Origin of the sequence: Paraburkholderia sp. RHO2 (assembly GCF_050955445.1) — a bacterium.
GTDB lineage: Bacteria > Actinomycetota > Actinomycetes > Mycobacteriales > Mycobacteriaceae > Prescottella > Prescottella agglutinans_A.
In genome coordinates this window covers 2681952-2708872 of record NZ_CP162617.1, presented here as the reverse complement: position 1 = coordinate 2708872, position 26921 = coordinate 2681952, and the positions used below count along the sequence as shown (strand labels likewise).

The 26921-nt window shown below is 72.2% G+C and carries 1 protein-coding gene; it reads right to left on the bottom strand.

From position 1 onward, the window contains the following. Positions 1–47: 47 nt before the first annotated feature. Positions 48–26921 carry a non-ribosomal peptide synthase/polyketide synthase gene (locus tag ABTV10_RS12475; RefSeq protein ID WP_499035107.1) on the bottom strand — a complete coding sequence of 8958 codons (26874 nt, stop codon included), beginning with the start codon at positions 26919–26921 and terminating at the stop codon, positions 48–50.

Here is a 26921-nt window from a genome sequence, read left to right as displayed (position 1 = left end):
CGGCGGTGTTCGGTGGGTATGCGAACTTTGTTGTCTCGCATCCGATTTCAGTGCTCTACCAGGTAGTCTTCGAGTAGTGGGCCGATCTCGGCAAGCGCGGTCGGCTCGATCATCTGGTTGTGCTCGCAGTCGATCGTGAACTCGCGGATCCGACCGGTGATCGCGGACTGCCACACCTGCGGTGAATGCTCCGCGCCGGTGGCCTCGCTGCCGTCGCCGCGCCCCGCGCTGAAGAACAGCAGGTCGCCGTCGAACACGCCCGGCGCGTAGCGGTTCATGATCCGCGCGGACGTGGTGAACCCCTCGTTGATCCGCTTCAGGTGCGCGGGCGTCAATCCCGTTTCCTGGCCGAGAGATTCGTTCAGCAGGTCGACGGCCTGCGCGTAGGTCAGCTCGCGGACACCGCCGTACGGAGCCAGATCCAGGCCCAGCCCCTCGAGCAGCTCGACCACCGTGAGCGGACCCGGTTCCTCCTCCCCCTCGGTGAGGTAGCTGTCCATGATCGCCAGTGTCGCGACGTCCTCGCCGGCGCTCCGGAGTTCGACGGCCATCGCGTGCGCGATCACGCCGCCGAGCGACCACCCCAGCAGGTGGTAGGGGCCGTGCGGCTGGACCGCGCGGATCTCCTCGACGTAGCGGTGCGCCAGCTGCTGGACCGAGTCGAAGTCGGGTCCGCCGCTGAGCAGCGGCAGCTGCAGGCCGTACGCGGGGCGATCCTTCGACAGGTACTGCACCAGACCGGCATAACCCCACGACAGGCCGATGCCCGGATGCACGCAGAACAGCGGCGGGCGTTCGCCGGCGGGACGCAGCGGGATCATCACGCCGAGCGCGTCGTCGACGGGCGACTCGCCGTGCCCGAGATACCCGACGGGCACGTCGATGCGCTTGGCCAGGCCGGACGGCGTCGGATCCAGGAACATCGTCTGCAGCGGGATCTGCCGGCCCAGGCGGGACTGCAACTCGGACATGATCCGGGTCGCGATGATCGAGTTGCCGCCGAGATCGAAGAAGCTGTCGTCGATGCCGACGTGCTCGATGCCCAGCACCTCCGCGAACACCTCGGTGACCGCGCGTTCCGTCGCCGTCGTCGGGGGCCGGAACTCGGTGGTGAGCGACGTGAAGTCGGGTGCCGGCAGCGCGCGGCGGTCGAGTTTGCCGACCGGGGTCAGCGGGATGTCGTCGAGCACCACGATCGCCGACGGCACCATGTGTGCCGGCAGCTGCGCGGCCACGTGCGCACGCAGGTCCCGTGATTCGACCGCGTGGCCCTCCACCGGCCGCACGTACGACGCGAGCAGGGTGTCGCCCGACGGCCCGGTGTGTCCGAGGGTGGCCGCGAACGTGACCGCGGGGTGCCGGGTGAGGACGGCGTCGATCTCGCCGAGTTCGATGCGGAACCCGCGGACCTTGACCTGGAAGTCGGACCGGCCGATGTACTCGATGGTGTGATCGTGCCGCCAGCGGACCACGTCGCCGGTCCGGTACATCCGGGTCCCGGGTGCGCCGAAGGGGTCGGCGACGAAGCGCTCCGCGGTCAGTCCGGGGCGGTGGTGGTAGCCGCGGGCCAGGCCGGGACCGGAGATGTACAGCTCGCCGGGCACACCGATCGGGACGGGCCGCAGCCGGCCGTCGAGCACGGCCTCGCGGAATCCGATCGCCGGGCCGCCGATGTTGACCACCTCGCCGGGCTGCATGGCCGCGCTGACACTGGCCTGGATCGTCGTCTCGGTGGGGCCGTAGCCGTTGAACATCCGGCGGCCGGGTGCCCACTTGGCGACCAGTTCCGGCGGGCACGCCTCGCCGGCGACCGCGAGCACCCGCAGCGACTCGAGCCCCTCGTCCTCGATGGAGGCGAGCGCGGTCGGGGTGATGAACCCGTGTGTGACGCCCTCGCGCGAGAGCAGTTCGGTCAGTTCCGATCCGCCGTACACGGTGGGCGGCACGATCACCAGGCGCGCGCCGGCGCTGAACGCCATCATCATCTCGAACACCGAGGCGTCGAAACTCGGCGACGCCAGATGCGAGACCCGCGACTGCGGGGTGACGGTGAAGCGCAGCCGCTCCTCCTCGGTGAGGTTCGCGATCCCGAGGTGGGTGACGATGACGCCCTTTGGTCGCCCGGTCGAGCCCGACGTGTAGATCAGATACGCCGGGTGCGCGAGATGCAGCGGCGCCGTGCGGTCGGCGTCGGTGACCGGGGTGGCGGAGACCTCGGCCATGCGGGCGTCGAGGTCGCCGTCGTCGAGCACGAGCCACGGCACGGTGTCGGGCAGCCGTTCCCGCAGCGTGGACGTCGTCAGCCCGACCTTCGCCCCCGAGTCGGAGAGCATGTGGGCGATCCGTTCGGCCGGATAGTTCGGATCCACCGGGACGAACGCGGCGCCCGCCTTCGCGACCGCCCAGATCGACAGGATCTCCTCGATCGAGCGCGGCATGCCGAGCGCGACGAACGTCTCCGGACCCACCCCGCGGTCGGCGAGCACGCGGGCCAGGCGATTCGACTGCTCGTCGAGTTCGCGGTACGTGACCGTGCCGCCGAGGTAGGTCAGGGCGATCGCGTCCGGGTCCACCGACGCGGCGCCGGTCAGCAGCTCGGGCCACACGTGCGGCGAGACATCGGTGTGACCGGCCGCGGGTGCCAGCTCCGTCAGTTCCTCCGTGTCGAGGATCTCGATGTCGCCGACGGCGCGCTGCGGATCGGCGGTGACGGCCTCGAGGATCCGGACGAACCGCCGGGTGGCGCGGTGGATCGTGCTCGCGTCGAACAGGTCGGTCGCGAAGTCCAGGGAGGCCTTGATCCCGGCCGGGGACCCGTCCTCGGTGAACTCCTCGGCGAGGACGAGTTCGAGGTCCTCCTTCGCGACGTGGGCGTCGATGCCGACGCCCTCGACGACGAGTCCGGGCAGTTCCAGTCGGGGGCGTTCGTTGTTCTGGAACTCGATCGAGACCTGGAACAGCGGCGAGTACGACGTCGAGCGGGGCGGGTTGATCTCCTCGACGAGCCGCTCGAACGGGACCTCGGCGTGCCCGAACGCCGCCAGATCGGCTTCGCGGACCTGCCGGAGGATGTCGTCGAACGTGGCGGCGTGGTCGACGCGGGTGCGCAGCACCAGGGTGTTGACGAACATGCCGACCAGCTCGTCGAGGGCCACCTCGCCGCGGCCGGCGATCGGGGTGCCGATCGCGATGTCGTCGGTGTCGGCGAGCCGGGCCAGCAGCGTCGCCAGCGCGGCGTGCATCGCCATGAACATGCTCGCCCCGTGCCGGTGCGCGAGGGCGGCGACGTCGGCGTGCAGGTCGGCCGGGATCCGGAACTCGACGCGGTCACCGCGGAACGACTGCTGCACCGGGCGTGGCCGGTCGGTGGGCAGCTGGATGACGTCGGGCACGCCGGCGAGCTCCCGGGACCAGAACTCGAGCTGGCGGCGCAGCAGCGACTCGGGGTCAGTGTCCGACCCGAGCAGTTCGTGCTGCCACAGCGTGAAGTCGGCGTACTGGACGGGCAGCGGTGCCCACTGCGGGGCCGATCCCGCCGCCCGCGCGGTGTACGCGGCCATGAGGTCCCGGCCGAGCGGGGCCATCGAGTAGCCGTCCGCGCAGATGTGGTGCATCACGATCATCAGGACGTGTTCGTCGGTGCCGGTCTGCACCAGTTCCGCGCGCACCGGCGGCGCGGCGGTGACGTCGAATCCGGCGGCGGCGAACGCCGCGAGCCGCTCGTGCAGCTCCTGCTCGCCGTGCACGACGACCGGGGTCAGCTCGGTGAGCACCTCGGTGACCGGGTAGGTCCGCTGCGTCGGCACCTGGTCCACGATCGGGTACGCGGTACGCAGCGACTCGTGCCGCTCGAGCACGTCACCGACGGCGGCGTGCAGCGCGTCGACGTCGAGCGTGCCGGTGAGGGCGACGGCCATCGGGATGTTGTAGGCCGCCGACGCGGTGTCGAACTGGTTGATGAACCACATCCGCTGCTGCGCGAGGGACAGCGGAATCCGGTCCGGGCGCTCGCGCCGCGTCAGTTCCGGCCGCCCGTACGGGGTCGACGTCTCCCGCTCGCGCGCGATCCACTGCGCGAGGCCGTGGATCGTGGGCGCCTCGAACAGCGCGCGGACCGGGATGTCCGCGTCCAGCACGCTCGCGAGGCGGGCGGTGACCCGCGTCGCGATGAGCGAATTGCCGCCGAGATCGAAGAAGCTGTCCTCGATGCCGACCCGGTCCACCCCGAGGACCTCGGTGAAGATGTCCGACAGCGTGTATTCGAGCGGGTTCGTGGGCGCCCGGAACTCGCCGGTGGCGAACGCGAATTCCGGCTCGGGCAGCGCGGCCCGGTCGAGCTTGCCGACCGGGGTGAGCGGGATCTCGTCGAGCACGGTGATCGCGGCCGGCACCATGTGCGCGGGCAGGTGCGACGACAGCCGCCCGGTGAGCTCGGCGGCGTCGACGGTCGCCCCGGCGAGCGGCACCACGTAGGAGGCGAGCACGGTGTCGCCGGCGGGGCCGGGCACCCCGAGGGTGACCGCGAAGCTCACCGCCGGATGGTCCATGAGGGCGGTGTCGATCTCGCCGAGTTCGATGCGGAAGCCGCGGACCTTGACCTGGAAGTCGGTGCGCCCGACGTACTCGATCGTGTGGTCGGGCCGCCACCGCACGAGGTCGCCGGTGCGGTACATCCGGTCCCCCGGCTTGCCGAACGGGTTGGCGACGAACCGCTCCGCCGAGAGGCCGGGCCGCCGGTGGTAGCCGCGGGCGAGCCCGACGCCGGTGACGTACAGCTCACCCGGGACGCCGACCGGCACCGGCTGCAGGCGGCGGTCGAGGACCAGTTCGCCGACACCGCGGATCGGACCGCCGATCGTGATGGGGTCGCCGACGGTCATGGGGTCGCTGATGTTCGTCATGATCGTGGTCTCGGTGGGCCCGTACGCGTTGTGCAGCTGCCGGCCGGGCGCCCAGCGGGTCACCAGCTCCGGCGGGCAGGCCTCGCCGCCGACGGCGACGTGCACGAACTCGTCGAGCCCGGTCGGGTCGACCGTCGCGAGGGCCGCGGTGGTGATGAACGCGTGCGTGACGTGCTCGTCGGCGAGGAGCTGCGCCAGGTCGGCACCGCCGAACACGGTGGGCTCCGCGATCACCATCGTCGCGCCCGCGCCGAACGCCTGCAGGTACTCGAACACCGCGCCGTCGAAGCTGGGCGTCGCGAAGTGCAGTGTCCGGGACTCGGCGGTGGCACCGAACCGTTCGATCTGGTCCATCGCGAAGTTGTCGAGCCCCTGATGGGTGACGACCACGCCCTTGGGTCGGCCCGTCGAGCCCGACGTGTAGACGACGTAGGCGGCGTGGTCGAGGCCCAGTGGCTCGGTGCGGTCGGCGTCGGTGACCGGGGCATCGGACCGGGCGTCGCACTCCGCCGCGAACTCGGGATCGTCGAGCGGCAGCCACGTGACCGTGCGCGGGAGCCCATCGCGGTGCGCCGCGACGGTCAGGCCGAGCCCCGCCCCGGAGTCGGCGAGCATGTGCTCGATCCGCTCGAGCGGGTAGTTCGGGTCGACGGGGACGAACGCGGCACCGGTCTTCGCCACCGCCCACACCGCCAGCACCGACTCCACGGATCGCTTGATGCCGAGCGCCACATACGATTCCGGACCCACCCCCTGATCGATGAGCACGCGGGCGATCCGCGACGAGCGGCTGTCGAGCTCGCGGTAGGTGACCTCGCGTCCGGAGAAGGACAGGGCGATGGCGTCGGGATCGCGGGCGGCGCCGTCGGCGAAGACCTGCGGCAGGGTGCGCACGGAGCCGCCGGGTTCGCCGAGCACCGGCGCCAGCTCGCGGCGCTCCAACTCGGTGAGCAGGTCGAGCCGCGACAGCGGCTGCTCGGGGTCGGCCGCCAGATGGTCGAGCACCACGGCCACCCGGGTCGCGATCGACGCGACGGTCTCACGGTCGAAGTACTGCGGGAAGTACTCGAACTTGAGGTTCAGCCGGTCGCCCACCGACGCCACCAGCGACAGCGGGTAGTGCGCGGCGTCGCGGCCGTCGATCCCGGTGACCCGCATGCCGGCGATGTCGGTGTCCGCGGTCAGTGCGTCCCGGTCCACCGGGTACGACTCGAACACCGTCAGCGTGTCGAAGGCGACGGCCGGTCCGGTGGCCTTCTGGATGTCGGCCAGCCCCAGGTAGTGGTGGTCGAGCAGGGCGGTCTGCTCCCGCTGGACGCGGTCGAGGAGGTCGCCGAGTGTCTCCGCCGCGTCGAGCGTGACCCGAACCGGCAGCGTGTTGATGAACAGTCCCACCATCGATTCGATGCCCGGGATCTGCGGCGGCCGGCCCGACACCGTGCCGCCGAACAGGACGTCGGTGCGGGCGGTCAACGCGCCCAGCACGATTCCCCACGCGGTCTGCACCACCGTGTTGAGCGTCAGGCCCCGCTCGCGCACCAGCGCGCGCAGCGTGTCCGTCTCGCCGGACGACAGTGCGATCTCGAGTTCGTCGGTGCCCGTCGCGGCCCCCTCGACGCGGGTGCTCGGCGCCAGCAGGCTCGGCTCCTCGAGCCCGGCGAGCGCGCGCCGCCACGCGGCGGTCGACTCGGCGGCGTCCTGCCGGACCATCCACGCCAGGTAGTCCCGGTACGGGTGCACCCGCGGCAGCATCGACGCGTCGCCGTCGGTCGCGTAGAGGGTCAGCAGGTCCCGGATCACCAGCGGCGTCGACCAGCCGTCGAGCAGGATGTGGTGATTCGTGACCAGCAGGCGGTACTCCCCGCCGCCCATGGCGACGAGCGTCATACGGACCGCGGGCGCGATCGCCAGGTCGAACTTGGTGAGCCGGTCGGCGAGGATCAGTTCGGCGAAGCGCCGGTCGCGATCGTCCGGCGCCGGCCGGGACAGATCGACCTCCGTCCACGGCAGGTCCACGTGCTGCGGGATCACCTGGACGGTGCCCGCGTCCGGGGTCGCCCCGTCGGGATGGACGAACGCGGCCCGCAGGTTCGGGTGCCGGTCCAGCAGCGCCTGCCCGGCCCGCCGCAGCCGGTCGGGGTCGACGACACCGTCCAGCGTGAGGGTGAGCTGGACGAGGTACGCGTCGACCGACTCGTCCGAGAACATCGCGTGGAAGTGCAGCCCCGACTGCAGCGGCGAGAGCGACCACACGTCGGCGAGATCCGGGTACCGATGCTCGAGCGCCTCGATCGAGCGCTGGTCGAGTCGCACCAGATCCAGGTCCGACGGGGTGAGCCCGCCGGCGCCCGGGTGCTGGGCGTGTCGGGCCAGGGCCGACAGCGCGCGCACCCACAGGTCCGCGAGTTCGCCCGCGTCGACCGCCGCCAGGACCTCACGCGGGTACGACCAGGTGGCGCGCAGCCGCGGCCCGTCGGGATGGTCACCGACGACCGCGTTGATGTCGAGCACGCTCGCCACCGGCATGGTGGCGCTCGGGGCGTCGTCGAGTTCGGTGTCGGTCACCGGGAGCCAGCCGACGTCCGCGGTCCCGGCGGGCGCGCCGAGCCGGCCGAGGTAGTTGAAGCTGACCTGCGGCACCGGCAGCGCGGCCAGCACCGGCGCGGTCTGCGGATCGAGGTAGCGCAGCATGCCGAACCCGATGCCGTGGTCAGGGATCGCGAGCAGCTGTTCCTTGACCGCCTTCACCGCGGCACCGGCGGCGGGGCCGGCGGCGAACGCGTCGTCGAGGTCGATTCCGGACAGGTCGAGTCGGATCGGGAAGATCGTCGTGAACCAGCCGACCGTGCGGGCGAGGTCGGCGCCGGGCACCACCTGCTCCTCGCGGCCGTGGCCCTCGAGGTTGACCAGCGTCGCGGCGCTGTCGCTGCCGCGGGTGCGGCGCCACCGGGTGAGGGCCATCGCCAGCGCCGCGAGGAGCCCGTCGTTGACGTTGCCGTGGAACGCGTCGGGGACGGTGGTCAGCAGCGCCTCGGTGACGGCCGCCGGCAGCTCCACCGACACCTTGTCGACGGTGCCGTTGACGTCGACCGCGGGGTCGAGCGGCCGCGATCCGATGACCGGATCGGGCGTGTCCAGAGTGGTGCGCCACAACTCGAGTTCCCGGTCGCGGCCCGGGGTCCCGCCGACGGCCGCGTCGGCCAGACCGTGCGCCCAGCGGCGCATCGACGTCCCGGCCGGCGCCAGTTCGGGGACATCGCCGTCGACGATCTGCGACCACGCCGACGCCAGGTCCGGCACCAGGATCCGCCACGAGACGCCGTCGACGGCGAGGTGGTGGACCACCAGCAGCAGCCGCCCGCCCGCGTCGCCGGCGTCGAACCACACCGGCTGCAGCACGATCCCGGCTTCGGGATCGAGGCGCCCGGCGGCGGCGTCGAGTTCCGCCTGCGCGATGTCGGTGAACGCCGGGCCGCTGAGCGCGCCGACCCGGACGCGGGTGATCACGTCGGCGGCGGACACCGCGCCCGCCGCCCGGACCTGCACGCTCGGGTCGCCGGTGCGGTCCAGCCGGGCGCGGAGCATGTCGTGGCGGTCCACGACGGCCTGCAGCGTCCGGGTGAGCTGGTCCGCGTCGATGCTCGCCGGCAGCGCCAGCAGCGCGGTCTGCGTGTAGCGGCCGATGCGGTCGGCCCGCTCGAGGAGCCACCGCATGATCGGGGTCGCCGGGAACTCGCCGACCCCGCCGCCGGGCAGCTCCTCGAGGTGGACGGTCGGCTCCTCACCGGCGGCCTCGGCGACCGCCGCGAGGCCGGCGACGGTCCGGTGCTCGAACACGTCCCGCGGCGCGAACTGCAGGCCCGCGGCCTTTGCACGCGACACCAGCTGGATCGACATGATGCTGTCGCCGCCGAGCGCGAAGAACGAATCGTCCACCCCGACCGAGTCGAGGCCCAGCACCTCGGTGAACAGGTCGGTGAGGACACGTTCGGCGTCGGTCTGCGGTTCGCGCCCAGCGGCGGTGCGCGTCCCGAACTCCGGCTCCGGCAGCGCCCGACGGTCCAGCTTGCCGTTCGCGGTGAGCGGCAGCTCGTCGAGCACCACCAGCGCCGCCGGGACCATGTACGACGTCAGCTCGCCGCCCACGTGGTCGAGCACCGCCTGCGGATCGAGGTCCGTGCCGCCCTGTTCCGGCACGACGTAGCCGATGAGCCGCGCGGGGCCGTGTTCCTGCTGACGGACGGTCACGACGGCCTGCGCGACGCCCGGGAACCCAAGCAAGGCCGACTCGATCTCGCCGAGCTCGATGCGGAACCCGCGGATCTTCACCTGGAAGTCGCTGCGGCCAAGGTATTCCAGCTGCCCGTCGTGGTTCCAGCGGGCCAGGTCGCCGGTGCGGTACATGCGGGCGCCGGGGGCCCCGAACGGGTCGGCGACGAACCGTCCGGAGGTGAGTGCGGGCCGCCCGAGGTATCCGCGGGTGACCTGGTCGCCGGCCACGTACATCTCGCCGGTCACCCCCGGCGGAGTCGGGTGCAGGCGCCCGTCGAGCACCGTAACCCGCAGCCCGGGGATCGCCCGCCCGACGACGCTGGCGCTGGCCTCCGCCGCATACGCGCGGTCGAGCCCGAGCCGGGTGACGTGGACGGTGGTCTCGGTGATGCCGTACATGTTCACCAGACGCGGGGCGTCGTCCGCGTGCCGCGCGTACCAGCGTCCCAGCTGACCGAGGTCCAGCGCCTCGCCACCGAAGATCACGTACCGCAGCGCGAGGTCGGTGTCGTATGGGGACGATTCGGCCGCGATCCGGTCCGCCTCGGCGAGCTGGTAGAACGCGGTCGGTGTCTGGTTGAGCACCGTCACGCCCTCGGTGTGCAGCAGGTCGAGGAACATCTCCGGGGAGCGCGCCGTGTAGAAGTCGACCACCACCAGGCGGCCGCCGTGCAGCAGCGGGCCCCACAGCTCCCACACCGAGAAGTCGAACGCGTACGAGTGGAACATCGTCCACACGTCCGTCTGGTCGAACCCGAACGTGTCGGCCGTGTTCTCGAACAGGGTCAGCACGTTGCGGTGCGTGACCTGCACGCCCTTGGGTCGGCCCGTCGACCCGGACGTGTAGATGACGTACGCGACGTCGTCGGGGCGCAGTGGGGCGGTGCGGTCGGCGTCGGTGACCGCATGGTCGGGCCGCGACGCCACCGCCGCGGCCACGTCGTCGGCGTCGAGGCGGACCAACGGGGCCCCGATGTCGGGGATCGCGCCGGAGTCGTCCACGGACGTCAGGACGCACACCGGCGCGGAATCGTCCAGCATGAACGCCAGGCGCTCGGGCGGGTACGTGACGTCGAGCGGCAGATATCCCGCACCGGCCTTGACCACCGCGAGCAGCGCGACGACGAGGTCGAGCGAGCGCGGCAGCGCCACCGCGACGAGGCACTCGGGACCGACCCCCAGCGCCGCCAGGTGGCGGGCGAGCCGGTTGGTTCGGGCGTCGAGCTCGGCGTAGGTGAGCGTCTGCCCGTCGAAGGTGACCGCGTCGGAGTCGGCGAACCGCGCGGTGGCGTCGGCCAGCCGCCCGGCAAGGGTGGTCTCCGGGGTGCGGCGGCCGGCCGCGTTCCACTCGCGCAGCATCGCGGTGCGCTCGTCCGCCGTGGTGATCGCGACGTCGCCGGTCGGCCGGCCCGGGTCGGTGGTCACCGCGCCGAGCAGCCGGACGAACCGCTCCCCGAGGTCGCGCACCGTGTCGGCGTCGAACAGGTCGGTCGCGTAGGTGAACGCGGCCGTCATGCCGGCGGGGACGCCATGGTCGTCGTGCCGCTCGGCGAGGGTGAGCTGGAGGTCGAACTTGGCGACCGCGAGCTCGGCGTCGACGGGCTCGGCGGTGAGCCCGGGCAGCTCGAGCCGCGGCAGCTCGTTGTTCTGGAACTCGAGCAGCACCTGGAACAGCGGCGAGTGCGCCGTCGACCGCTCGGGCGCCAGCACGTCGACCAGCCGCTCGAACGGCACGTCCGCGTTCCCGAATGCGGCCAGGTCGAACTCGCGGATGCGGGCGAGCTGGGCGCCGAAGCCGGTGGCCGCGTCGACCTGCGACCGCAGCACCAGTGTGTTGACGAACATGCCGACCAGGCCGTCGAGTTCGGCTTCGCCGCGGCCCGCGATCGGGGTGCCGATCGCGATGTCGTCGGATCCGCTGAGCTTGGCCAGCAGCACCGCCAGCGCGGCGTGCGCGGCCATGAACATCGTCGCGCCCTCCCGCCGGGCCAGCGCGGCCAGCGACCGGTGCACGCCGGCGGGGATCTCGAAGTGCACGCGGGCGCCGTCGAAACTCATCTGCGTCGGGCGCGGGCGGTCGGTGGGCAGCGAGATGGCCTCCGGCAGCCCGGCGAGCGCCGCGGTCCAGAACGCCAGCTGCCGGCTGACGAGCGAGTCGGGATCGTCCTCGGAGCCCAGGACGTCGCGCTGCCACAACGCGAAGTCCGCGTACTGCACCGGCAGCGGCGCCCACTGCGGCAGGTGGCCGCCGGTGCGCGACATGTACGCGGTCATCACGTCCCGGGCCAGCGGCGCCATCGAGAAGCCGTCGGCGCAGATGTGGTGCACCACGATCGCCAGGACGTGCTCGGCGGGCCCGAGCCGCAGCAACTGCGCGCGCACCGGCACGCCGGTCGTGACGTCGAACCCGCGGGAGATCAGCTCAGCGACCCGCGCCGGCACCTCGTCGGGCGGGACGTCGATCACCGTCAGGTCGGGCGCGGCGTCGGCGGCCGGCACGATCACCTGCTCCGGTTCGCCGTCGGCCGGATCGCCGGCCGGCACGGCGGTAGTCGTCGGGAAGTACGTGCGCAGCGACTCGTGCCGATCCAGTACGTCGCCGACGGCGGCCCGCAACGCGGCCACGTCGAGTTCCCCGGTGAGCCGGACGGCGAGGGGAATGTTGTAGGCGGCGGACTCGGTGTCGAACTGGTTGATGAACCACATCCGCTTCTGCGCCAACGACAGCGGTAAACGCCGCGGCCGCTCGGCCGGAACCAGCGGCGGCCGGGCCTCCGCCGCGATGCTCTGCTGCGCGATCCACCGGGCCAGTTCGTGCGCGGTCGGCGCCTCGAAAAGCGCCCGCACGGCCAGGTCGACGTGCAGCGCGGCGGCCAGCCGCGCGATCACCCGGGTGGCGATCAGCGAGTTGCCACCGAGATCGAAGAAGCCGTCGTCGATACCGATCCGTTCGAGGCCGAGCACCTCGGCGAACACATCGACGATCGTCTGCTCCGTCGGGTTCGTCGGCGGCCGGAACGCCGTGGTCGACGGCAGGAACTCCGGTTCCGGCAGCGCCCTGCGGTCGAGCTTGCCGATCGGGGTGAGCGGGATCTCGTCGAGAACCATGATGCTCGCGGGGACCATGTGGGACGGAAGCCGTTCGGCCACGAACTCGCGCAGCTCCCCCGGGTCCGGCCGGGCATCCGCGGTCGGGAGCACGTATGTCACCAGCGCGGTGTCGCCGCCCGGTCCCGGCCGGCCGAGGGTGACCGCGAACCGGATGTCGGGATGGTCGCCGAACGCGTTGTCGATGTCCCCCAGTTCGATGCGGAACCCGCGGATCTTGACCTGGAAGTCCGACCGGCCGATGTACTCGATCGCGTGATCGGCGCCGATGCGCACGATGTCGCCTGTGCGGTACATGCGCTCGCCCGGCATGCCGTGCGGGTTGGCCACGAATCGCTCGGCGGTCAGGCCGGGCCGACGATGGTAGCCGCGGGCCAGCCCGGGACCGGCGATGTACAGCTCGCCGGTGACCCCGGCCGGAACGGGCCGCAGGCTCCCGTCCAGCACCAGTTCGCTCTCGCCGCGCACCGGGGCGCCGATCGTCACGGTCTCCCCGGTGACCAGCGGTGAGCTCACGTTCGCGAGGACGGTCGCCTCCGTCGGGCCGTAACCGTTGTAGAAGCGGCGTCCGTGTGCCCACCGCGCGACCAGCTCCGGCGGTACCGCCTCGCCGCCGACGACCACCTCGGTGAACTCGTCGAGGCCGGTCGGGTCGACCGTCGCTGCGGCCGCCGCCGTGAGCCACGCGTGCGTGATGTGCTGGTCGCGGATCAGCCGGGCCAGTTCGTCGCCGCCGTAGACGGTCGTCGGTGCGATGACCATCGTCGCGCCGACGCGGAACGCCATCAGGTAATCCAGGACCGCGGCGTCGAAACTCGGGGTCGAGAAGTGCAGCGTCCGCGAGCTCGGCTCCGTCGAGAAGCGGATGCGGCACTCTTCGGCCAGGTTGTCGAGCCCCGCGTGGGTGACGACGACGCCCTTCGGGCGCCCGGTGGTGCCGGACGTGTAGATCATGTACGCGGGGTGCTGGAGGTGCAGCGGTGCGCGGCGGTCGGCGTCGGTGATCGGCGCGGCCGAGCGGGTGGCGCACCGGTCTGCGAGGGCGGGGTCGTCGAGAACCGTCCACGGCACCGTGTCGGGCAGTCGGTTGCCGGCGGTGGACACCGTGAGGCCGACGTCGGCGCCCGAGTCCTCCAGCATGAACACGATGCGGTCCGCCGGGTAGTTCGGGTCCACCGGGACGAAGGCGGCGCCGGCCTTGGTGACGGCCAGAGCAGCGGTCACCGACTCGATTGATCGCGGGATTCCCAGCGCGACAGTCGATTCCGGTCCGACTCCCGATTCGATGAGCAGCCGGGCGAGGCGGTTGGTCCGTTCGTCGAGCTCGCGGTAGGTCACCTCGACGTCGCCGGAGACGAGGGCGACGGCGTCGGGATCGGCCGCCGCGGCGTCGGCGAACAGCTCGGGCAGGGTCCGCACCGATCGGCCGGGCCGCCCGCGCAGCGGCACCAGATCCGCCCACTCGGCGTCGGAGAGCAGTCGCAGCCGCGCCAGCGGGCGGTGCGGGTCGTCGGCGATGTCGGCGAGGGTCCGGGCCACCCGCCGCGCCAGGGCCGCGGCCTCGTCGCGGTCGAACAGGTCGGGCAGGTACTTCAGCTTCATCCGCAGCCGGTCGTCGGCGTTCGCGACGAACGTGAGCGGGTAGTGCGCGGCGTCCGCGCCCTCGTGCACGCGGACCAGCCGCAGCCCGGCGATGTCGGTGTCCTCGACGGCCGAGCGTTCGACCGGGTAGGACTCGAAGACCGTGAGCGTGTCGAACCCGAGGGCGGGGCCGACGGCGTCCTGGATCTCGGTCAACCCCACGTGGTGGTGATCGAGCAGTCCGGCCTGCTCGGCCTGCACCCGCCGCAGCAGCTCCCCGACGGTCTCGCCGGGATCGAGCCGCACCCGTACCGGCAGCGTATTGATGAACAGGCCGATCATCGACTCGATGCCCGGGATGTGCGGCGGCCGCCCGGAGACGGTGCCGCCGAAGACGACGTCGTCGCGGCCGGTCAGGGCCCCCACGACGATCGCCCACGTCGCCTGCACCATCGTGTTGAGGGTGACGCCCCACTGCCGCCCGATCGACGTCAGCCGGGCGGTGAGCGCCGGATCGAGCGACATCTCGATCTCGTCCGGGACGGTCCCCTGCTCGCGGCCGCGGTCGAGCGGCGCCAGCAGTGTCGGCTCCTCCACACCGGCGAGCGCGTCGGCCCACGCCTGGACCGACGCGGCCGGGTCCTGCTCGGCGATCCAGGTCAGGTAGTCACGGTACGGCCGGACCCGCGGCAGCACGGTGGCGTCGCCGTCGGTGGCGTACAGCGTCAACAACTCCTGCATCATCAGCGGCGTCGACCAGCCGTCGAGCAGGATGTGGTGGTTGGTCAGCACCAGCCGGTGCTCGTCGGGGCCGGTGCGCACCAACGTGAACCGGATCAGCGGCGCGCTCGTCACGTCGAAGCGGCGGGCGCGGTCCTCGGCCAGCAGCGCCGTGAGTGCCTCCGCGCGCTCCGGTTCGTCGAGTTCGGCGAGGTCGACGTCGGTCCACGGCAACGCCACCCGGTCCTGGATCACCTGCACCGGCGAGCCGTCGGAGCTGTGCACGAACGCGGCCCGCAGGTTCAGGTGCCGGTCCAGCATCGCCTGCCCGGCCCGACGGAGCCGACCGGGATCGGCGCCGCGGACGTCGAGCATCATCTGCACCATGTACGAGTCGACGGACCGGTCGGCCAGCAACGCGTGGAACAGCAGCCCCGACTGCAGCGGCGAGAGCGACCACACGTCGACGAGGCCCGGGAACCGCCGTTCGAGATCCTCGATCTCGTGCTGGTCGAGCGAGACGAGGTCCAGGTCGGACGGCGTCGCGCCGCCCGCGCCGGGCCGGGACACGTGCCGGGCGAGGGCGATCAGCGCCTCGGTCCACAGCCCCGCCAGCTCCTCGACCTCGTCCACACCGAGCACCCCGGACGGGAAACCCCACGTCGCGCGGATCCGCGAGCCGTCCGCGCTGTCGGTGGTGACGGCGTTGATGTCGAGCACCGACGCCACCGGCAGGTCCGCGTCCTGCAGGATGCCCAGGTCCGCGTCGTCCGTCGGCACCCAGCCCGCCTCACGCTGGTCGTCGGGCACCGCCGCGGTGAGCCGGCCGAGGTAGTTGAAGCTGACCTGCGGGCTGCACAGATCACGCAGGGCCCGCTCGGCATCGGGGTCGAGGTAGCGCAGCATGCCGAAACCGATGCCGTGATCGGGCACGGCCAGCAGCTGTTCCTTGATCGCCTTGACCGCCGCGCCGGCGCCGCGGCCGCCGGTGAACGCGTCGTCGACGTCGACGCCGGCCAGATCCAGCCGCACCGGGAAGAGCGTGGTGAACCAGCCGACGGTCCGCGACAGATCGGCGCCGGGCAGCACCCGGTCCTCGCGACCGTGCCCCTCCAAGGTGACCAGAGCGTCGGTCCGATCCCCGTCCGTGTCGATTCCGCGGTCGCGGCGCCACCGCACCAGCGCCAGGGCCAGCGCCGTCAACAGCCCGTCGTTGACGGAGCCGCGGAACGCGTCCGGCACGGTCGTCAGCAGCGCCTCGGTGACGTCCGGCGACACCTCGACGGTCACCGAGTCCACGGTCGCCGCGACGTCGACGGCCGGGTCGAGGGGACGCGCCCCCAGCTGCGGGTCGTCGCCGGCGAGCACGTCCTGCCAGCGGTCGAGCTCGTCGCGGCGCTGCGCGGCGGCGTCCACCAGCCCGTGCGCCCACCGGCGCATCGACGTGCCCACCGGGGCCACGTCGGGCCGCTCCCCCGCGGTGATCTGCGCCCACGCCGTCGCGAGGTCCGGCACCAGGATCCGCCACGAGACGCCGTCGACCACGAGATGGTGCACGACGATCAGCAGCCGGCCGCCGTCGGCACGGGAATCGAGCCACACCAGCTGGACCATCTCCCCGGCGGCCGGGTCGAGGCGATCCTCGGCCGCGTCGAGTTCGGCGCGGACGACGTCGGCGAACGCGTCGGTGCCGGGCACCGACGCGACCTCCACCCGGCGGATCAGCCACTCGGCGTACACCGAACCGGGCGCGGGCACGAGCATCCGGTGTTCGCCGGGCCGGATCCGGGCGCGGAGCATGTCGTGGCGGTCGAGCACGGCCTGCAGCGCACCGGCGAGGGTGGCCTCGTCGAGACCGGCGGGCGCGGTGAGCAGCGCGGCCTGCGAGAACCGGTCGTGGTGGCCGCCGCGGCCCCGCAACCAGCGGGCCACCGGGAGCAGTGGCACGTCGCCGATCCCGCCGCCGTCCAGTTCGGCGAGCACCCGGGCTTCCGCGCCGGCCTGCGCGACGGCCGCCAGCGCCACCACGGTCTTGTGGTCGAAGACGTCGCGCGGCGAGAAGTGCAGGCCCGCGGTCTTCGCCCGCGACACCAGCTGGATCGACATGATGCTGTCGCCGCCGAGCGCGAAGAACGAGTCGTCGACGCCGACCGAGTCGAGCCCGAGGACCTCCGCGAACAGGCCCGCGAGCAGCCGCTCCCGTTCGGTCCGCGGCGCGCGTCCGGCCGACACCCGCGCGCCGAAGACGGGTGCCGGCAGCGCCTTCCGGTCGATCTTGCCGGCCGGGCCGAGCGGCAACGCGTCCAGGACCATCACTGCCGACGGAACCATGTACGACGCCAGGAAGGTGCCGACAAAGGCGGTGATCTCGGCCGGCTCGAGCACCGCGCCGTCCTCGGGGACGACGTAGCCGACGAGCCGACTGGCCGGGCCGGACCCGTCCACGGTGACCACCGCGCGCGCGACACCGGGGTACCGGCGCAGCGCCGACTCGATCTCACCCAGCTCGATGCGGAATCCGCGGATCTTGACCTGGAAGTCGGTGCGGCCCAGGTACTCGAGCTGCCCGGAACCGTTCCACCGCACCAGGTCACCGGTGCGGTACATGCGGCTGCCGGGCGCGCCGAACGGGTTGGCCACAAAGCGTTCACCGGTGGTGCCGGGGCGGGCGTGGTAGCCACGCGCGAGCCCGGTCCCGAGGATGTACAGCTCGCCGGGCACGCCGACGGGCACCGGCTGCAGGCGCGCATCGAGCACCACGAGGCTCGTGCCCATCGGCGGTCGGCCGATCGTCACCGGCACGCCCACCGCCAGGGGTTCGCTGACGCTCGCGACGACGGTGGACTCGGTGGGCCCGTACGCGTTGAACATGCGCCGGCCGGGCGCCCACTGCGCCACCAGTTCGGGCGGGCACGCCTCGCCGCCGGTGACGACGCACTCGAGCCGGTGCAGCCCCGACGAGTCCACCGAGGCCAGCGCGGCCGGGGTCACGAACGCGTGCGTGACGTCGTGCGCGTGCAGCAGCTCGCGCAGCTCGTCGCCGCCGAGCACCGTGGACGGTGCGACGACCATGGTGGCGCCCGCCCCGATCGCCAGGAGCAGCTCGAGGATCGACGCGTCGAAGCTCGGCGACGAGAAGTGCAGGGTGCGCGAGTGCGGCGTCACCCCGAACCGGGTGCGTTCCTCGGCCGCGAAGTTCGCCAGGCCGCGGTGCGAGACCACCACGCCCTTCGGCGTGCCCGTCGACCCGGACGTGTAGATCAGGTACGCGGGGTCGTCGAGCCGCAACGGGCGGACCCGGTCCGCGTCGGTGACCGATCCGCCGCGCTCGGTCCGGAGCCGGGCCCGAGTGTCGTCGGTGTCGAGCACGACCCACTCGGTGGAGGCAGGCAGCGTGCCGTGGTGCTCGGTGGTGGTGATGCCCGCGACCGCACCGGAATCGGTGAGCATGTGCTCGATCCGGTCGGCCGGATAGTTCGGGTCCACCGGCACGAACGCGGCACCGGTCTTGGCGACCGCCCACGTCGCGGTCACCGATTCGAGAGAGCGGGCCAGCGCGAGCGCCACCACCGAATCCGGCCCGATGCCGCGTCGGATCAGCAACCGCGCCAACCGATCCGACCGGGCATCGAGGTCACGGTAGGACAGCGTGGTGCCGTCGAAGACCACCGCCGCGGCGTCGGGATCGACCACGGCGGCGGCCGCGAGCAGCTCGGGCAGCGTCCGGGCGGGCACCCCGGCGCCGCCGCTCACCGGCGCGAGGTCCGCGCGTTCGGTCGCGGTGAGCAGGTCGATGTCGCCGACCCGGGTGCGCGGATCGCTCGTGACGGCCCGCAGCACCGCGGTAAACCGTTCGGCCAGCCGCGCGACGGTGGCGGGGTCGAACAGATCGGTGGCGTAGGTGAACCCGGCGGCGATGCCGGCGGGCTCCCCGGACTCGGTGAACTCCTCGGTCAGCGTCAGCTGCAGATCGAAGTTGGCGATGGCGGTGCCGATGTCGACGACCGTCACAGTGAGCCCGGGCAGTTCGAGCCGCGGCTGGTCGGCGTTGCGGAACTCGAGCATCACCTGGAACAGCGGCGAGTGCGCGGTCGAGCGCTCCGGGGCGAGGGCGTCCACCAGCCGCTCGAACGGGAGGTCGGCGTGGTGGAACGCGTCGAGGTCGGTGTCGCGCACGCCGTCGAGGAGTTCGGTGAACGTCGCGGCCGGATCGAACCGGCTACGCAGCACAAGCGTGTTGACGAACATGCCGACCAGCTCGTCGAGCGCGGCCTCGCCGCGCCCGGCGATCGGGGTGCCGATCGCGACGTCGTCGGTGTCGCCGAGCCGGGCCAGCAGCGCGGCCACGGCCGCGTGGACCGCCATGAACACCGTCGAGTTGTGCCCGTGCGCGATCGCGACGAGTCGCCGGTGCGCGTCGGCTTCGATGCGGAAGCCGTACCGGGCCCCGCGCATCGACCGGCGCGCGGGCCGCGGCCGGTCGGTGGGGAGCTCGAGCACCTCGGGCAGTCCGTCGAGGGTGGTCGCCCAGTAGTCGAGTTGTGTCGAGAGCACGCTGTCGGGGTCGTCGGTGCCGCCGAGGACCCGCTGCTGCCAGAGGGTGTAGTCGGCGTACTGCACCGGCAGCGGCGCCCACTGCGGGGCCTGCCCCTCGACGCGGGCGACGTACGCGCTCATCACGTCCCGGGCCAGCGGCGCCAGCGAGAAGCCGTCGGCGCAGATGTGGTGCACGACGATCACCAGCACGTGCGCCCGCGGCCCGAGCCGCAGCAGCATCGACCGCACCGGCGGGGCGACCGTGACGTCGAACCCGGTGCCCGCGAACTCCGCGATCCGCTCGGCGGCGTCCGTTTCGGACGCCGCGACCGGTTCGAGGTCGGGCGCGACGGCGGCGGTCGGCACGATCACCTGGGTGGGTTCGCCGTCGACCATCGGGAATCGGGTGCGCAGCGACTCGTGCCGCTCGAGGACGTCGGCGATCGCGGCCCGCAGGGCACCGCGGTCGAGGTCCCCGTCCAGGCGCACCGGCAGCACCACGTTGTAGGCGGGGGACGCGGTGTCGAACTGGTTGATGAACCACATCCGCTTCTGCGCCAACGACACCGGCACGATCGCCGGGCGCTCCGCCGCGACCAGCGCCGGCTGGTCCGCGCCGTGGGCGCCCGCCGCCTCGATCCGCAGCGCGAGCGCCGACACCGTCGGGGTGTCGAAGAGCTCGCGCACCCCGATCCGGACGTCGAGGGCCGCGTTGACGCGGGCGACGAGCCGGGTCGCGGTCAGCGAGTTGCCGCCCAGATCGAAGAAGCTGTCGTACACGCCCACTCGCCGTGTCCCGACCAGTTCCGCGAAGATCGCCGCGAGGATCTCCTCCACCGGATTGCGCGGCGCCACGAATTCGGCCTCCGACGCACGGAACTCGGGCTCGGGCAGCGCGCGGCGGTCCAGTTTGCCGGTCGCGCCGAGCGGGAACGCGTCGAGCACCAGGATCTGCGACGGCACCATGTACGCCGGGAGCGAGTCGCCGACCGCCTCCCGCAGTGCCGCGGGGTCGAGATCCGCGCCGGGATCGGCGATCACGTAGCCGATCAGCGCCTCCCCGACGATCTCGTCGCGGCGCACCACGACCACCGCCTGCCCCACCCCGGGCCGGTCGAGCAGTGCGGCCTCCACCTCGCCCAGCTCGATGCGCAGGCCGCGCAGCTTGACCTGGAAGTCGCTGCGGCCCAGATAGTCGAGCGCGTAGTCCGGTCCGTCGGTCCTCTTCCACCGGACCACGTCGCCGGTGCGGTACATCCGCGAGCCCGGCTCCCCGAACGGGGACGCGACGAACCGGTCCGCGGTCAGGTCGGGGCGGCCGACGTACCCGCGGGCCAACTGGACACCGGCGAGGTACAGCTCGCCCGGCACGCCCGCCGGAACCGGGTGCAGCCGCGAATCGAGCACGTACACCTGGGTGTTCCACACCGGTGCGCCGATCGGCACCGACACCGTGTCGGCCTCGGTGTACGGGCGGTAGGTGACGTCGACGGCGGCCTCGGTGGGCCCGTACAGGTTGTGCAGCCGCGCGCCGGAGATCGCCGCGAACTCCGTGAACGCGGCGGCGGTCGCCGGCGGCAGGGCCTCGCCGCTGCAGAACACCGTGCGCAGCGAGCCGCACTGGTCGGGGTCCGCGCCCACCACGAACGCCGCGAGCATCGACGGCACGAAGTGCGCGACCGTGACGCGGCGGTCCGCGATCAGCTGCGACAGGTACGCCGGGTCGCGGTGGCCGTCCGGAACGGCGATCGCCAGGCTCGCCCCGGTCTGCAACGGCCAGAAGAACTCCCACACCGAGACGTCGAACGTCGCCGGGGTCTTCTGCACCACCACGTCCGACGCGGTCAGGTGGTACTCCCCCTGCATCCACGCGAGGCGGTTCACGATCGCGGTGTGGCTGACCGCGACACCCTTGGGGCGCCCCGTCGAGCCGGAGGTGTAGATCACATAGGCGATGTCGTCGCCGCGCAGTGCGCCGCGACGCTCCTCGGGACGGATCGGTCCGTCGTCGTGGTCGCCGACGTCGAGGTGGTCGATCTCGAGCACGTCGACGCCGTCGGGCAGCGGGCCGTGGTCCCGGCGGGTGGTGAGCACGCACACCGGATCGGCGCTGTCCAGCACGTATTCGGTGCGGGCGTACGGGTGGTCGGGGTCGAGCGGGACGTACGCACCGCCGGCCTCGATCACCGCGTACATGCCGACGAGCAGGTCGAACGACCGGCGCATCGACAGTGCGACGCGGGATTCCGGACCGACGCCGCGCGCGATCAGCTCGCGCGCCAACCGGCGGGCGCGGGACGCGAACTGCGCGTACGTGAGTGCCTCGTCGCCGAACGTGAGCGCGGCGGCGTGCGGCGTCCGCCGTGCCTGCGCGTCGAACAGGTCCGCGAGCGTCGCGTCGGGAACGTCGTGCTCGGTGGCGTTCCACTCTCCGAGGACCTGTTCGCGTTCGCCGTCGACGAGCACGTCGACGTCGCCGACGCGGACGGCGGCGTCGACGGTGATCGACTCGAGGACGCGGACGAACCGGTCGGCGAACGCCGCGACGGTGTCCGGGTCGAACAGGTCGGTCGCGTACGAGAACGTGGCCTCGATCGGGCCCGGCCGCCCCTCCTCGTCCACGGTCTCGGTGAGGATCAGCTGCAGGTCGAACTTCGCCGTCGCGGTGTCGATCTCGTCCACCTCGACGGTGAGGCCGGGCAGTTCGATCCGGTGACGATCGTCGCCCTGCAGGACGAGCATCACCTGGAACAGCGGCGAATACGCGGCCGACCGGGTGGGATCGAGCACCTCCACGAGGCGTTCGAACGGCAGGTCGGTGTTGCCGAGCGCCGCCAGGTCCGTGGCTCGGGTGCGGGCCAGCAGATCGCTGAACGTCGACGCCGGATCGACCAGGGTGCGCAGCACGATGGTGCCGACGAACATGCCGATCAGGTCGTCGAGCTCGGCCTCGCCGCGCCCCGACACCGGTGACCCGACCGAGATGTCCGACGAGCCGCTGAGCCGGGCCAGCAGCACCGCGAGGGAGGCGTGCAGCACCATGAACAGGCTCGCCTCGTGCTCGCCGGCGACGTCGAGCAGCCGGCGGTGCAGGTGCGGGGCGATCGTGAAGTCCACCGCGCCGCCCCGCATCGACTGCTGCGGCGGCCGGGGCCGATCGGTCGGCAACTCCAGCAGGTCCGGCGCCCCCGCCAGCTCGTCGCGCCAGAACGCGAGTTGGCGCGCGATGACGCTGTGCGGGTCGTCCTCGGCGCCGAGCAGATCCCGCTGCCACAGCGAGTAGTCGGTGTACTGGACGGCGAGGGGCGACCAGTCCGGGGCGGCGCCGGCTGCACGGGCGCCGTACGCGAGCATGACGTCGCGCGCCAGCGGGGCCATCGACAGGCCGTCGGCGGCGATGTGGTGCACCACCAGCGTCAGTACGTGGTGGTCCGGAGCCAGGCGCCACAGGTTCGCCCGCACCGGCGGCTCGACGGTCACGTCGAATCCCGCGGTCGCGGCCGCCGTCATGCGGGCCGGCAACTCGTCCTCGGCCACGTCGACCGGGGCGAGATCGACGCTCACCGCCGCGGCCGGCCGCACCGCCTGGATCGGTCCGTCGGGTGTGTTCGGGAAGACGGTGCGCAGCGACTCGTGCCGGTCGAGCACGTCGCCGATCGCCGTCTGCATCGCCGCCACGTCGAGATCGCCGCGCAGGCGCACCGCGATCGGAATGTTGTAGGCCGCGGATGTCGTGTCGAACTGGTTGACGAACCACATCCGCTGCTGCGCCAACGACACCGGCACCGGCCCGACGTGCTCGCGCGGTGTCAGCGGCGGACGCGCCCCGTGCCCGGGACCGGCGGCCTCGACGCGGGCCGCGAGTTCCCCGACGGTCGGCGCCTCGAACAGGTCGAGCACACCGAGTTCGGTGCCGAGTATGGCGTTGATCCGCGCCACGATGCGGGTGGCGGTCAGGGAGTTGCCGCCCAGGTCGAAGAAGCTGTCGGTGGTGCCGATCCGCTCGACGCCCAGCAGCTCGGAGAACACCCCGGCGATCTGCTTCTCGTCGAGGGTCGTCGGCGCCCGGAATTCGCCGGTGCCGGTGTCGAACCGGGGTTCGGGCAGCGACCGCCGGTCGAGCTTGCCCGCCGGGGTGAGCGGCAGCGAGTCGAGCACGACCACGCCGGCGGGCACCATGTGCGGCGGCAGCACGTCGGCGACGTGCGCGATCACGTCGGCGCTGAGTCGATTGCCGGCACCGCCGGCGCGCAGCTCCTGGTTGCTGTCCGGCTGCACGTACGCGACCAGCAGCGTGTCGCCGGACGGTCCGACGAAGCCGGTCGCCAGCGCGAACCCGACCTCGGGATGCGATCGCAGCGCGGCCTCCACCTCGCCGAGTTCGATGCGGTAGCCGCGGATCTTGATCTGGAAGTCGGTCCGGCCCAAATATTCCAGCTGCCCGCGGCGCGTCCAGCGCACCAGGTCGCCGGTCCGGTACATCCGCTCGCCGGGGGCGCCGAACGGGTCCGCGACGAACCGCTCGGCGGTGGTGCCGGCCCGATCGTGGTAGCCGCGGGCGAGTCCGTCGCCGTAGACGTACAACTCGCCCGCCACGCCCACCGGCACCGGACGCAGCCGGCCGTCGAGGACCAGTGCGCCCGTCCCGAGCGGCGGGCTGCCGATCGTGACGTCGCGTCCGGGCTCCAGCGGCTCCGACACGCTCGACACGACGGTCGCCTCGGTGGGGCCGTACGCGTTGAACATCCGGTGCCGCGGCGCCCACTGCTCCACCAGGTACGGCGGGCAGGCCTCACCACCGGTGACCACGCACTCGAGGTCGGTGAGCGCCACCGGGTCGACCGAGCCGAGCGCGGCCGGGGTGACGAACGCGTGGGTGACCCGCTCGAGCCGCAGCAGCTGGGTCAGTTCGGCGCCGCCGAAGATCGTGGGCGGCGCGATCACCATCGTCGCCCCGGCCCCGAACGCGAGCATCAGTTCGAGGACCGACGCGTCGAAGCTCGGCGACGAGAAGTGCAGCGTCCGTGACTCCGGGCCGACCCGGTACCGGGTGCGCTCGTCCTCGGCGAAGTTCGCCAGTCCGCGGTGGGTGACCGTGACGCCCTTCGGCGTGCCCGTCGAGCCGGAGGTGTAGATGAGGTACGCCGGGTGCTCGATCCGGACCACGGCGATGCGGTCGGCGTCGGTGACTGCCGCGGCGGACCACTGCCCCACCTGCTCGGCGAAGCCGGGCGCGTCGAGCACCAGCGTGGAGACCGTGTCCGCTACCGCGCCGTCGTGCGCGGCGACGGTCAGCGCGAGGACCGCACCGGAGTCGGTGAGCATGTGCTCGATCCGGTCGGCCGGATAGTTCGGGTCCACCGGCACGAACGCGGCGCCGGTCTTCGCGACCGCCCACACCGACAGCACGGATTCGATCGACCGGGGCATCGACAACGCCACCACGGTCTCCGGTCCGACACCGCGGGCGATCAGCATGCGCGCCAGCCGATTCGACCGCGCGTCGAGCTCGCGATAGCTCAGCTCCCGACCCTCGTACGACAGCGCGATCCGGTCGGGATCCCGGCGCGCCGCGGTGCCCAGGATGTCCGCGAGCGTGCGCGGGGTGACCCCGTCACCGCCCCACACCCCGGACAGCGCGCGCCGCTCGTCGTCGCCGAGGAGGTCGATGTCGGCGACGATCGCCGACGAGTCGGCGAGCACCGCCTCGAGGACGCGCACGTAGCGTGCCGACAGTTCCTCGATCGTCTCGCGGTCGAACATGTCCGTGGCGTACGTGAACGCCGCGTCCATCCCCGCGGGCACGTGGTCGCCGGCGCCGTTGCCCGCGAACCGCTCCTCGACCGACAGGCGCAGGTCGAGCGCGGAGATGTCGGGGCCGGCGTCGGTGCCCCGGACGACCAGTTCGTCGTCCTCGAGGTGCGGGTGGCGACCGTCGACGAACTCGAGCATCACCTGGAACAGCGGCGAGTGCGCGTTCTCCCGGGTGCGATCGAGCGCCTCCACGAGCTGCGCGAACGGCGTCTCGGCGTGCCGGAACGCGGCGAGGTCGCCGTTGCACACGTCGGTGAGCAGATCGTCGAACGTCACCGCCTCGCGCAGCCGGGTCCGCATGGCCAGCGTGTTGACGAACGGACCGGACGCGCCGACCCCGACGACCGGGGTACCGACCGCCACGTCGTCGACGTCGGCGAGCCGGGCGAGCAGCACGACCAGCGCCGCGTGCACCGCCGCGAACGTCGTGCAGCCGCGGGTGCGCGCCATCTCGACCAGCACCCGGTGCACGTCCGGTGGGATCGAGAAGTCGACGCGGCCACCGTCGAGCGCGCGCCTCGCCGGTCGGGGCCGATCCGACGGCAACGACAGGATGTCCGGCAGGCCGTCCAGTTCGCGGGACCAGAACTCGAGCTGTGCGGCGGTCCGCAACAGTCGGGCGCCGACGACCGAGCTCTCGGTGTGGATGTCGGAGACGCGCGTCTCCGGCGCCGCCAGCACGAACTCCTCCACCAGTTCCCGGAAGCGGCGGTGGTGCGTGTCCAGCTCCGCCTGCGAGTACCGGTTGGGGTTCGCCCGGAACTCGACGAATGTCCTTGCTGGACTGCCACTCTGAAAGAAGTTGATCAGCAGGTCCTCGACCGGGCCCGACGTGACGATGTGGTACTCGCCCTCGAGCGTGCCCAGCCTCATCGTCTGGTGGAAGAGCATCACGTTGACCATCGGCCCGGCCAGCCCGCGCGCGGTCCCGCTCAGTCCGGCGTCGCGGCGGATGTCTTCGATGCTGCAGCGCTGATGCCGCAGCGCGCCCATCAGTTCGAGCTGGATCCGGCCCACCACGTCGGCGACCGTGTCGTTGGGCAGCACCGTCGCGCGCAGCGGTGCGACGTTGACCAGCATGCCGCCCGAGCGCTGCAGCGGGGCCGTCGTCCGGGCGGACACCGGCATGTTGACCAGCACGTCCGTCCGCCCGGTCATGCGGGCGAGGTAGCACGCGAAGGCGGCGATCAGGACGGCCGCCGGGGTGGCCTCGAACCGTCGGTCGGTGGAGTCGAGGGCCTCGATCACGGCCGCGGACAGCGGCGCGCTCCGGTACCGGCTGACCGCGGCGACCGGGCCTTCGGTCTCGGCGAGGGTGGAGCCCGACTCGATGCCCGCGATGTGGTCGGCCCAGTACTCGCGGTCGGCCTGGAATCGGCTCGATGCCCGGTACTTCCGGTCGATCCCGAGCAGTTCACGCAGATCCAAGGCGCGATTCGGTTCGACCTCGCGATGCTCGACCGCCGCCGTGTACAGCGCGGCGATGCGACTGGCGATCGTCATGCCGCTGTAGCCGTCGAGGGCGACGTGGTGAATTCGGCTGTACCACAGATAGTCTCGGTCGCCGACGCGCAGGACCGTGAACTCGATCAGGCGATCCCGGGTGAGGTCGATCGGGACGGAGTAGTCGTGGTCCATCCACTCCTGCGCGGCCGCCATCGGATCGGGGTGATCGCGCAGGTCGACCTGGCCGATCGTGGTGTCGACGTCGGGATCGACGACCTGCCACGGTTCGCCCTCACCGTCGACGTCGACCAGTCGCAGGTACGGCGACTGGAACTCCTCCGCCGCGATCAGCGCGCAGTCGTGGAGCAGATCGATGTCGAGGTAGCCGTGCAGCGCCACGTACTGGGCGATGAATATCGGCACGCCGGGTGTGAGCTGCTGTGCGAACCACATACTCCGCTGAGCCGAGGAGAGTGGGAATGCCTCGGCGGGAAGATTCGGAGTATCGGAACCGTGTGTGTTCGGTTCCCGAGATCCTGGCAT